A 10,156-nucleotide genomic window follows, 5' to 3' on the forward strand; every position below is an offset into this window, starting at 1 on the left:
ATCAGATTCCCACCGTGAAGCCGCTGGACCAGCCCTGCATCGTGGAGACCATGCTGTCCCAGACGCCTGTGAGGAGGAGGACGCCGGTGACGATCATCATGCCGCCGCCGATCCGCATCACCCACACATAGTGCTTCTTGACCCAGCCGAACGCTCCGAGGGCCTTGCGGAAGGCGATGGCGGCGAGGACGAAGGGGACGCCGAGGCCGAGGCAGTACGCGAGGGCCAGGAGGGCCCCGCGTCCGGCGCTGGCCTGGTCGATCGCGAGCGCGTTGACCGAGGCGAGCGTCGGGCCGATGCACGGGGTCCAGCCGATGCCGAACAGCGCGCCGAGGACGGGCGCGCCGAGCAGGCCGGCGACCGGCTTCTTGTGGAAGCGGAACTCGCGCTGGGTGAACCAGGGCATCAGGCCGGCGAAGAAGAGCCCCATGACGATCATGAAGACGCCGAGGATCGTGCTCAGGGTGGAGCTGTACTCCTGGAGCGTGGCGCCGAAGTACCCGAAGAGGGCGCCGCCGGAGACGAAGACGGCGGTGAAGCCGGCGACGAAGAGGGCGGCGCCGGCGGTCATCCGGCCGCGGCGGCTGTCGGCGAGGTCGGTGCCGGAGACGCCGGTGACGTACGACAGGTAGCCGGGGACGAGCGGGAGCACGCAGGGGGAGAAGAAGGAGACCAGGCCGGCCAGGAGGGCGACGGGGACGGCGAGGAGGAGGGCTCCGCTGGTGACGGTCTCGTTCACCGGCTGTCACTTCTCCTTGAGGAGCGGGTCGATCATGGACCGCAGCTTGGTCTCGTCGACGGCCATGAGCGCGCGGGCGGCGATCTTGCCCTCCTTGTCGAGGACGACGGTGGAGGGGATGCCCTGGAGGCTCAGGGTGCCCTTGGGGAAGCCGAAGAGGATGAGCTTGCCCTTGGGGTCGTAGAGGCTCGGGTACGGGACCTTGTAGTCGGCCTCGAAGGCGAGCGCCTGCTGCTTGTTGGCGTCGCGGGTGTTGAGGCCGACGAAGGCGACGTCCTCGCCCTTCAGGTCGTTGGCGGCCTTCGCGAAGTGGGGGGCCTCGGCGCGGCAGGGGCCGCACCAGGAGCCCCAGGCGTTGAGGACGACGACCTTGCCCTTGAGGTCGGCGACGTCGAGCTTCTCGCCCTCCAGCGTCTCGCCGGCGATCGTGTTGATGTCGGCGCGCTGCCCCTTGGGGACGGTGGAGATGCCGCCCTTGCTGGAGACGTAGTTGGCGTTGGCGCTGCTGGAGGTGCCGTTGCCGTCGCCGCCGCAGGCGGAGAGCGCGAGGGCGGCGGACAGCACGCCGACGGCGGCGAGGGCGCGTCGGGGGGCACGGTGGAGGCCACGGCTAAGGCTCATGTGAAAAGTTTCGCATGGGCGTTTGGGGGATCTTGGGCACCCCCCTACGTGCCCGGAACGCCCCTTGTCAAGATCGGCTAAGCGGCTTTCGCCGGTTCGGGTTCCCCCGGGCGCGGCCTCGGCCGGTTCCGGCCGGCCGGCCGCGGCCTTCGCCGGTTCAGGCGGTCTTGAGGTACGCGTTCCAGCCGCCGGCCGGCTTCTGGCCGACGTCGAGGCCGCGGAGGCGGTCGAGGATACGGGGGTCCTGGACGTCCATCCAGTCGGTGAACTGGCGGAACGAGACCAGCCGGACGTCCTTCTTCCCGGCCATCGCCTTGAGCGCGTCCTCGACGGCGTCCATGTAGATGCCGCCGTTCCACTGCTCGAAGTGGTTGCCGACGAAGAAGGGGGCGCGGTTCGACTCGTACGCGCGCGTGAAGCCGGCGATCAGCGCGTCGGTGGCCTGCTTGCGCCAGCCGGGATAGCGGGAGGGCATGCCCTGGGTCGAGTTCTTCGACTGGTTCGCGAGCATGTTGTAGTCCATGGACAGGACCTCGAAGGAGTGCCCGGGGAAGGGCACGGCCTGGAGCGGGAAGTCCCAGATCCCCTTGCGCTTGACGGGCCAGGTCTGGCGGCCTCCGGGCGAGCTGGCGTCGTAGCGCCAGCCGAGCCGCTTGGCGGTCGGCAACAGGTTGTCCTGGCCGAGGAGGCAGGGGGTGCGGCCGCCGACGAGCTCCTTGCTGTAGTCGAACGGCAGCGGGTCGAGGTCGGTCCAGCCGCTGTTGGTCTTCCACTCGGTGACGAACTTCACCGCCTGGTCGATCTCGCTCTGCCACTGGGCGGGGGTCCAGTTGCCGACGGAGCCGGAGCCGCCGCAGAAGTGCCCGTTGAAGTGGGTGCCGATCTCGTGCCCGTCGAGCCACGCCTGGCGGACGTACTTCAGGGTGTCCTTGATGTGCGCGTCGGTGAGGTAGCCGATGTCGGAGGCGCCGACGCGGTTGTTCGGCGGGCGGTAGAGGTTCTTCTTCGACTCGGGCAGCAGGTAGATGCCGGAGAGGAAGAAGGTCATGGCCGCGTCGTGGTTGCGGGCCAGTTCGAGGAAGCGGGGGAAGAGGCCGTTGCCGACCTCGCCGGCGCCGTCCCAGGAGAAGACCACGAACTGCGGCGGGGTCTGGCCCGGTTCGAGCGGGACGGGGGTGTCGGGCTGGTGCGGCTGCTTGCCGGTGTCCGCCGTGGAACCGTCGCCGATCAGCCGGACGTCGTCCTTGGTCGGGGCGGGCGTGGCGGGGTCGCCGCCGGCCGACGGGGCGCCTCCCTTGTCCGGCCCGGAACTGCCCGTGCCGCCCTCGCCCTTGTCGCTGCACCCGGCGATCCCGAGAGCGGCCGCCGCTCCGACGCCCGCCCCGAGAAGACCCCTTCGACTGATCCCGCGCATGTCATCCCCATTCGCGCTGCTGTATGACCCGAAACATCATCCAAACCGACAATGAGTGAGATGCAGGGAGGAACACGGAGGTTCCGGTCATTCGCACAAAAATCTCAGGGCGACCGGAAAGGAACCGTTCCAGGAACCTGCCACTCCGGTCGCCCTGACGATGTCCCGTCAAGCCGCCTCCTGTCCAGGGGGGCGGGACGACGGGCCGGGGACCTACGCGCCGAACGCCTTCTGCCGGCCCTTCACCGGCTTGGCACCGGCCCGCAGATGCGGCGGCACCAGGTCGATCGCCGGCTCGCTGTACCCCACCGAGACGATCTTGTCGCCCTTGTACGTGAACGAGGTCAGCGAGGCGAGCGTGCACTGCCGGCGCCGCGGGTCGTGCCACAGCCGGCGCCGCTCCACGAAGGACCGGACGATCCAGATCGGCAGCTGGTGGCTCACCAGCACCGCCTCGTGGCCGCGCGCCGCGTCCTTCGCCGCGTCCAGCGCCGCCATCATCCGCACGACCTGCTCGATGTACGGCTCGCCCCACGAGGGCTGGAACGGGTTGGTGAGGTGCCGCCAGTTCGCCGGGCGGCGCAGCGCCCCGTCGCCGACGCCGAAGGTCTTGCCCTCGAAGACGTTCGCCGCCTCGATCAGCCGCGGGTCGGTGGCCAGGTCGAGCCCGTGCGACTTGGCGATCGGCGCGGCCGTCTCCTGCGCCCGCTCCAGCGGGGAGGCGACGACGTACGTGATGTCCCGCTCGGCCAGCGACTCCGCCACCCGGTCCGCCATCCGCCGGCCCAGCTCGGAGAGGTGGTAGCCGGGCCGCCGCCCGTACAGCACGCCGTCCGGGTTGTGCACCTCGCCGTGGCGCATCAGGTGCACGACGGTGATGTCACCGGGCTTCTTCGTGCCGTCGCTCATGCCGTCGCCTCCGCGGCGGCGCGGGCGGCGGCCGGCAGCGCGGCGGCGATCCGCTCGACCGCGCGCTCGTCGTGGGCGGCGGAGACGAACCACGACTCGAAGGCCGACGGCGGGAGGTAGACGCCGTCCGCGAGCATCGAGTGGAAGAACGCGTTGAAGCGGAACGCTTCCTGCCGCTTCGCCTCGTCGTAGTTCCGCACCTCGTCGGCGGTGAAGAAGACCGAGAACATGTTGGAGGCGGTCTGCAGCCGGTGCGCCACGCCCTCCTTGGCCAGCGCGCCGGTGACCAGGCCCTGGATCTCCTTCGAGACCGCGTTCACCTTCTCGTACGCGGCGTCGTCCAGCAGCCGCAGCTGCGCGAGGCCGGCGGCGGTGGCGATCGGGTTCCCGGACAGGGTGCCCGCCTGGTAGACCGGGCCGGCCGGGGCCAGGTGGCCCATGACGTCGGCCCGGCCACCGAAGGCCGCGGCCGGGAAGCCGCCGCCCATGACCTTGCCGAAGGTCATCAGGTCGGGCTTCACGCCGTCCACGCCGTACCAGCCGGCCCGGCTGGTACGGAAGCCGGTCATGACCTCGTCGGAGATGTACAGCGCGCCGTTCTCCCGGCACACGTCCGCGAGCCCCTGGTTGAAGCCCGGCAGCGGCGGGACGACGCCCATGTTGCCCGGCGACGCCTCGGTGATCACACAGGCGATCTCGCCCGGGTGCGCGGCGAACGCGGCCCGCACCGCCTCCAGGTCGTTGTACGGCAGCACGATCGTGTCGCCGGCCTGCGCGCCGGTCACCCCGGGCGTGTCGGGCAGGCCGAACGTGGCGACGCCGGAGCCGGCGGCGGCGAGCAGCGCGTCCACGTGCCCGTGGTAGCAGCCGGCGAACTTGACGACCTTTGCGCGCCCGGTGAAGCCGCGGGCGAGCCGGATCGCCGACATCGTCGCCTCGGTGCCGGAGGAGACCAGGCGCACCTGCTCGACCGGCTCGACCCGGGCCACGATCTCCTCGGCGAGCGCCACCTCGCCCTCGCCGGGCGTGCCGAAGGAGGTGCCGCGGGCCACCGCGGCCTGCACGGCGGCGGTCACCTCGGGGTGAGCGTGGCCGAGAATCATCGGTCCCCAGGAGCAGACGAGGTCGACGTACTCGCGACCGTCCGCATCGGTGAGGTACGGACCGGTACCGGACACCATGAACCGGGGCGTACCGCCCACAGCCCGGAAGGCCCGCACCGGTGAGTTCACGCCGCCGGGCGTCACAAGGGACGCGCGGTCGAAAAGCGTCTGTGAGACTGGGGCTTCGTATGAATACGACACAGTGATCCTGACCTGCGAGTACGACGTCTGGTACGGAGGGACGGTGTGGGCACCCTGTGCATCACGCCGGGGCGGCCTGCCTCCGCGTCTGCGAAACTGTGGCGGCAGGGACCTCATGGGGTTGGCTCACGCGATCCATGGTGTCAGAGGCCGCGGCGATTCTTGCGGACAGGTGTTTCACCGCAGGACGGCGGGGGAGGTCACTGACACGATGATCGGGTTGCGCGGCGGGGTCGTGTTGCCGAGAAAAAGCAGTCGGGTGGAGATATGCATCGCGGTGGCGGACCGGGCGAGGGGACGGACGACCTGGGTCCGGAGCCTGTCCGGCGGGGGAGGCACCGGCGGCGACGGGCCGAGGACCCGTCCGCGCCGGACCATCGGCAATCCCCCGAGCAGCCGTCGGCGGATCCCCCGCTCGGGGGTCGCGGCTTGGCGGTGACCTACAAGTACTTCGGCGCGCCCGACGGCGCCACGGCGGCCCGCGTCCCGATCTCGATGCGCCCGGAGGAGCTCGGCGGCGACGAGCTGGGCATGGGCGGCATGTTCTCCAAGATCAAGCCGGAGACCATAGCGGCGATGGTCCTCACCGGCATCCAGGGCCTGCCGCTGCACAAGGTCCCCCCGCTGGAACTGGTCGTCCTGCACCCCGACTACGCCGTGGTGAAGCTCCCCACGACCGTGGTGGACCCGCTGCGGGCGATCGGCGAGGAGTCGGTGGGCGCCGCCGCGTTCATCTGGTCGACCGTCCCCGACCGCGGCGGCCCGCGCGACGCGTTCGACGTCTACCAGCTCCTCCACGAGTGGCAGGACTTCTCCGTCCGCCTCCACGAGGCCGGCCACCAGCCGTACTGCCTGGTCTGGCCCTGACGGCTGGCTCTCTCCGCGTTTCCGACCGTCATAGCGCATGAAATTCGGACGAATCGGATGTAATGCACGGAGGTTGGTTCTACAGAGGCGCCGACGCCGAACGAGGAGGACCTGACGTGACCGGAGCGACTGGCACCACTGGAACGCGGACGGCAGCAGCCCGGATGCCCGCGGCCCGCGCCGCCGCCGGCGAACCCATGCAGATCTCCGAGGTCGCCGCCCGCACCGACCTCCCCCTGCGCACCATCCGCCAGTACGAGGACTCCGGGCTCGTCGTCCCCTCGGCCTCCTCGCCGGGCGGCTTCCCGCTGTACACGGACGCCGACGTGGCCCGCCTGATGGTGATCCGCCGCATGCGCCCGCTCGGCTTCGGCCTCGACGAGACCCGCGAGCTCCTCACCTCGATGGACCGCCTCGCCGCCGACCTCCCCGGCACCGACGGCGAACTCGACCCGGCCGACCGCGCCGCGCTCGTCGCCCGCGTCCGCCGCTACGAGGAGGCCGCCACCGCCCGCGTGGCCGACCTCCGCGCCCAACTCGCCCGGGCCGAGGAGTTCGCCGCCTCCCTCCGCTCCCACCTCACCTGACACCGCCCGGGCGGGCGAGGACCCAGGGCGCCGGAGGGCGCAGCCGGCGGCCGTCCGCCGAGGAGCCGGGCGGCGGGCAGGTGCCGGCGGGAGCGAGGGCGGTGACCGTCCGGCGCCGGAGACAGGGGCCGGCCGGAGACAGGGCCATTTCCTCAGGGGGCGAGGGCGGCGGCGAGCTCGCGGAAGAAGCGGGCGTACGCGGACGGGCTCGGCGGGAGTTCCGGGTTCCACGGCACCAGTCGGGCGCCCGCCGGCAGCCGCTCCGGCCCCGCGGGCCGGGTCGCGTGGGCCCTGCTGTCGTAGAGCACGAGCGCGGGCGCGAGCTCCAGGGCCCGCTCCCACCCGGTCGTCAGCCAGCTCGCGCCCGGCCCCGGTCCCGGGTCGAGGAGCCGGACCCCCAGACCGGCCAGCCGCGCCAGCTCCGGCCAGGCCCCCGGCCGCGCCAGGTGCACCTGGTCGTCGCCGGCCCCGGAGAGCGCGAGCACCCCGAACCCCGCCCCCGCCGTCACGGCCGCCGCCCGCACCGCCGCCTCCGCCGCCGCGAGCCCCCCGCCGTCCGGCCCCGGGTCCGGGGCGCCGAGCGCCGCCCCCAGCTCCCCGAAGCGGCCGATGATCGCCGGCAGGCTCAGCTCGTTACCGACCGCCAGCGCCGCCAGCGGCACCCCCAGCCGCCCGGCCGTCTCCTCGTCCACGGCGTACGGGCTCTTCCCGTCGTACGTGACGTCCACCACCAGCTCCGGGTCCAGCGCCCGCAGCCGCTCCTCGTCCAGCGCCCGCCCCGGCCCCAGATACGGCACCCCGGCCGCCGTCAGCCCGCCGTCCTTCGCCGGATCCGGCTCCGGTCCGTCGTGCGCCGAGCCGTACACCGCGACCGGCGTCACCCCCAGGTCCAGCAGGGCGGCCCCCGCCCGTATGTAGGCGACCACCCGCGCCGGCCGCTCCGGCGCCCCCAGCTCCACCCCCCTGTCGTCCGTGAATCCCCATCCGCGCGCACCCGATCCGGACATGTGGCTGCTCCCTCCCCGGCCCAAGTTTCCGCCTCCGCCGCCACCTTCGGACGGTTCCCCGTCCGGCACAAGAGGGCCTGCCGCCCTCACCGCCCGCACCCCGCCGCCCGGGACTTCGGCCCCGGACCCCCCTGCCGAAAGTCCCCCAGGGTGGTGTTAACTGAATGGGTCGGGAGGAAGCAGTAGGAATCGTCCGTGCCCCCGTGCCCGCACGCCGCCTGCCGGTGCGTGCGCCGCGCGCCGGCCCTGTCGCCCTGGAGTGACGCCATGTCCGTTCCCGGCCAGTTCTCCGACCCCCGTGTCCTCACCCTCTTCGCGGTGCTCGCCGTCGCGACGGGCGTGTGGCTGGCGGCGGGCCTGCGCGCCCGCGCCCGCCGGATCCGCTCCCTGACGCCCATGGAGCGTGTCTGGCACCCGCAGGAGTCGGTGCCGCTGACCCCGGCGGAGGAGCTCGCCTTCGGCCAGGTCGTCTCCCGTCTCTCCCTGACCTCCACCGGCCGCCTGCGCTGACGGCCGGACAGGAGTCAGCGGGAGCGAAACCGAGCCTCAGCCCGCCGGCCGGCCCCGTGGGCCCGAGGGGCGGGCCTCAGCCCGCCGGCCGGACCCGCGGGTCGCGGCCCGTCGTCGCGAGCAGCCGCTCGAAGACGCTCGCCCCGGCCGGCGGCTCGACCGCGTCCCCGAACACGTTCGCCTTCCGCGCCATCGGCGCCATCCCCTCCACCTCCTCCACCAGCCCCGCCACCACCTCCGGGTCGGGCTCGAACTCCCGCCCGGTCGCCCGCGCCAGATCCCACGCGTGCACGGTGAGATCGAGCAGCGCCATCGAGCCGACCGTCCGGGCCGGCAACCCCATCGCCCCCGAGGTCCCCTCCTCGGCCCCCGGCGCCGACCACGCCTCGACCAGCTTCCCGGTCTCCACCGCGAACCGCTCCCGCCAGCCCGGCTCCGCCAGCCGGTCCGGGGTCGTGGAGAAGTCGGCGTCCCGCTTGTCCGCCAGCGCCTGGAACTGCACGACCACCGCGAACAGGTGGTTCAGCAGATCGCGCACGTCGTACTCCGCGCAGGGCGTGGACGCGCCGAGCGCGGCGTCGTCCGTGCCCGCGACCAGCGGGACGGCCCGCTCCGCCGCAGCGCGGAGCAGAACGCCGATCGGTGCGTCGCCCTTCGCGGGCACGTCACTGTTCTCGAAGGCAAGGTTCGTGTCGTGGTACGTCATGGTCCCGACGCTAGGAAAAATCCCCGGACCGGTCTTGAAAAAACGCGCCACGACCCCGACCCGCCCCTGATCCCGACCCCTACGTGACGCTCAGGCCAAAGGTCGTCCGGCTGCCCGGACGGGTCCGACTGCCCAGGCGGATTTTGGTGCCTAGGATCGGGACCATGCCCGACCCCGCCCCACGCCGGGACACCCGGGGCATCGTCGCCCCGGCCGAACTCCTCTCCCGGGTCCGCTTCCGCCGCCACCTCCCCGCGCCGGAACTGCGCCCGTACCTGGAGCACTACTGGCTGATCGACTGGGCGCTGCCGGAGCCGTACACCACCCACGTCGTCCCGCACCCGTCGGTGAACGTCGTCTTCCAGCGGTATGGCGTCCAGGTGCACGGCCCGACCGGCGCCGGGTCCCCGCCCGCCCGCTCGGCGGCGGAGGTCGCGGGGATCGGGCTCGGGCTCTTCACGCAACGGCTCGAAGGGGAGGGCCGGGTCTGCGGGGTGCAGTTCCGGCCCGGCGGCTTCCGGCCTTTCGCACCGGCGTGGCCGGTCTCGGTGTGGACGGGCCGCCGGGTCCCGCTGCCCGAGGCGTTCCCGGACACGGCGGGAGCCGCCGGCGAGGCCGCGGTGACCGCCGTCCTGTCCCCGGAGGACGACCACGCGCGCGTGGCGGCGCTCGACGCGTTCCTCCTCGCCCACGGCCCCGATCCGGACCCGGTAGTTGACCAGGCGATGGCGCTGGTGGAGCTGGTCCGCGCCGACCGGACGGTCCTGCGGGTGGCCCGGCTCGCCCGGCTCTCCGGCCTCTCTCCCCGCTCCCTCCAGCGCCTCTTCGCCTCCCACGTCGGCGTCGGCCCGAAGTGGGTGATCCTCCGCTACCGCCTGCACGAGGCCCTGGAGCGGGCCGAGGAGGGCGCCGCACCGGACTGGGCGGGGCTCGCCGCCGAACTCGGCTACAGCGACCAGGCCCACCTCGTCCGGGACTTCACCGGCACCCTGGGCCTGTCCCCCACCGCGTACGCCCGGGGACTGTCGGTGCCGTGACGTACGGTGCCCGCATGGACGAGCAGCGCGAGACCACCGCCGTACGCCTCGAACCCTGGTCCGAGGAGGACGCCGGGCTGCTGCGCGCGCTGAACGCGCCGGAGCTGATGGAGCACCTCGGCGGCCCGGAGACCGAGGAGCAGCTGGACCGCCGGCACCGGCGGTACGTGGACCTGAGCGCCGACGCCACCGGCCGGGGCCGCATGTTCCGGATCGTGCTGCTGCCGGAGGAGCGCGTCGCGGGCAGCATCGGCTACTGGACGAGCACGGCGCACGGCGAGCCGGTGTACGAGACGGGCTGGGCGGTCCTGCCGGGCTTCCAGGGGCGCGGCGTCGCGACGCTGGCCACGCGCGCGGTGGCGGGGTCGGGGCGGGGGTCGGTGAGCACCCCCCCCCCGAACACCCAGAAGGCGCGGGCGAAACCGTGGGCGGACGGCCGGTGGACGCAGGCGAAG

At 72.9% G+C, this 10,156-nt stretch carries 12 protein-coding genes; 5 read left to right on the forward strand and 7 right to left on the reverse strand.

Going from position 1 to position 10,156, the window contains the following annotated elements:
* Position 1: 1 nt before the first annotated feature.
* The 5 genes from ACFVQZ_RS05910 to hemL form a co-directional block, all read right to left on the reverse strand.
* Positions 2-739 (reverse strand): cytochrome c biogenesis protein CcdA, encoded by a 738-nt coding sequence (locus ACFVQZ_RS05910; RefSeq protein WP_030495177.1) that lies wholly within the window; start codon positions 737-739, stop codon positions 2-4.
* A 6-nt stretch (positions 740-745) separates the two neighbouring features.
* Positions 746-1,360 carry a TlpA family protein disulfide reductase gene (locus ACFVQZ_RS05915; protein WP_383619953.1) on the reverse strand — a complete coding sequence of 205 codons (615 nt, stop codon included), beginning with the start codon at positions 1,358-1,360 and terminating at the stop codon, positions 746-748.
* Positions 1,361-1,517: 157 nt separating this feature from the next.
* Positions 1,518-2,774 (reverse strand): hypothetical protein, encoded by a 1,257-nt coding sequence (locus ACFVQZ_RS05920; RefSeq protein ID WP_383619955.1) that lies wholly within the window; start codon positions 2,772-2,774, stop codon positions 1,518-1,520.
* 213 nt (positions 2,775-2,987) lie between these two features.
* The gene (locus tag ACFVQZ_RS05925) at positions 2,988-3,683 is read right to left on the reverse strand and encodes a histidine phosphatase family protein (RefSeq protein WP_383619957.1); all 696 of its coding nucleotides are present in this window, start codon (positions 3,681-3,683) and stop codon (positions 2,988-2,990) included.
* On the reverse strand, positions 3,680-4,987 hold the full coding sequence (hemL, locus tag ACFVQZ_RS05930; RefSeq protein ID WP_081959108.1) for a glutamate-1-semialdehyde 2,1-aminomutase: 1,308 nt from the start codon (positions 4,985-4,987) through the stop codon (positions 3,680-3,682). Before hemL ends, ACFVQZ_RS05925 begins: the two co-directional genes overlap by 4 nt.
* 267 nt (positions 4,988-5,254) lie before the next feature.
* Here hemL and ACFVQZ_RS05935 point away from each other — a divergent pair, with 267 nt between their 5' ends.
* Together ACFVQZ_RS05935 and ACFVQZ_RS05940 are read left to right on the forward strand one after the other, a co-directional pair.
* On the forward strand, positions 5,255-5,854 hold the full coding sequence (locus ACFVQZ_RS05935; protein WP_383619959.1) for a hypothetical protein: 600 nt from the start codon (positions 5,255-5,257) through the stop codon (positions 5,852-5,854).
* A gap of 164 nt (positions 5,855-6,018) precedes the next feature.
* The gene (locus ACFVQZ_RS05940) at positions 6,019-6,441 is read left to right on the forward strand and encodes a MerR family transcriptional regulator (protein WP_383620006.1); all 423 of its coding nucleotides are present in this window, start codon (positions 6,019-6,021) and stop codon (positions 6,439-6,441) included.
* Positions 6,442-6,593: 152 nt separating this feature from the next.
* On the opposite strand, the gene ACFVQZ_RS05945 is transcribed toward ACFVQZ_RS05940, so the two are convergent.
* A complete protein-coding gene (locus ACFVQZ_RS05945; RefSeq protein WP_030495170.1) occupies positions 6,594-7,448 on the reverse strand; it encodes an ABC transporter substrate-binding protein in 855 nt (284 codons plus the stop codon).
* 267 nt (positions 7,449-7,715) lie between these two features.
* On the opposite strand from ACFVQZ_RS05945, the gene ACFVQZ_RS05950 reads away from it, so the two are divergent.
* A complete protein-coding gene (locus tag ACFVQZ_RS05950; RefSeq protein ID WP_030495169.1) occupies positions 7,716-7,958 on the forward strand; it encodes a hypothetical protein in 243 nt (80 codons plus the stop codon).
* Positions 7,959-8,034: 76 nt separating this feature from the next.
* Here the strand turns inward: ACFVQZ_RS05950 and ACFVQZ_RS05955 are convergent, their stop codons facing one another.
* A complete protein-coding gene (locus ACFVQZ_RS05955) occupies positions 8,035-8,664 on the reverse strand; it encodes a TIGR03086 family metal-binding protein (protein WP_081959105.1) in 630 nt (209 codons plus the stop codon).
* Between the two features lie 164 nt (positions 8,665-8,828).
* Between ACFVQZ_RS05955 and ACFVQZ_RS05960 the strand changes: the two genes are divergently transcribed.
* Together ACFVQZ_RS05960 and ACFVQZ_RS05965 are read left to right on the forward strand one after the other, a co-directional pair.
* Positions 8,829-9,701 (forward strand): DUF6597 domain-containing transcriptional factor, encoded by an 873-nt coding sequence (locus ACFVQZ_RS05960; RefSeq protein ID WP_383619961.1) that lies wholly within the window; start codon positions 8,829-8,831, stop codon positions 9,699-9,701.
* Between the two features lie 14 nt (positions 9,702-9,715).
* Positions 9,716-10,156, forward strand: a 441-nt coding sequence (locus ACFVQZ_RS05965) for a GNAT family N-acetyltransferase (RefSeq protein WP_383619963.1), incomplete at its 3' end; no start/stop codon positions are given.

It is taken from the genome of Streptomyces sp. NPDC057854 (genome assembly GCF_042797055.1).
GTDB lineage: Bacteria > Actinomycetota > Actinomycetes > Streptomycetales > Streptomycetaceae > Streptomyces.

Bases quoted from the DNA above. Each gene is read 5' to 3' on its own strand.
- ACFVQZ_RS05955 (WP_081959105.1), bottom strand. From the start codon at position 8,664: ATGACGTACCACGACACGAACCTTGCCTTCGAGAACAGTGACGTGCCC.
- ACFVQZ_RS05915 (WP_383619953.1), bottom strand. From the start codon at position 1,360: ATGAGCCTTAGCCGTGGCCTCCACCGTGCCCCCCGACGCGCCCTCGCC.
- ACFVQZ_RS05960 (WP_383619961.1), top strand. From the start codon at position 8,829: ATGCCCGACCCCGCCCCACGCCGGGACACCCGGGGCATCGTCGCCCCG.
- ACFVQZ_RS05935 (WP_383619959.1), top strand. From the start codon at position 5,255: ATGCATCGCGGTGGCGGACCGGGCGAGGGGACGGACGACCTGGGTCCG.
- ACFVQZ_RS05925 (WP_383619957.1), bottom strand. From the start codon at position 3,683: ATGAGCGACGGCACGAAGAAGCCCGGTGACATCACCGTCGTGCACCTG.
- ACFVQZ_RS05950 (WP_030495169.1), top strand. From the start codon at position 7,716: ATGTCCGTTCCCGGCCAGTTCTCCGACCCCCGTGTCCTCACCCTCTTC.
- ACFVQZ_RS05920 (WP_383619955.1), bottom strand. From the start codon at position 2,774: ATGCGCGGGATCAGTCGAAGGGGTCTTCTCGGGGCGGGCGTCGGAGCG.
- ACFVQZ_RS05945 (WP_030495170.1), bottom strand. From the start codon at position 7,448: ATGTCCGGATCGGGTGCGCGCGGATGGGGATTCACGGACGACAGGGGG.
- ACFVQZ_RS05940 (WP_383620006.1), top strand. From the start codon at position 6,019: ATGCCCGCGGCCCGCGCCGCCGCCGGCGAACCCATGCAGATCTCCGAG.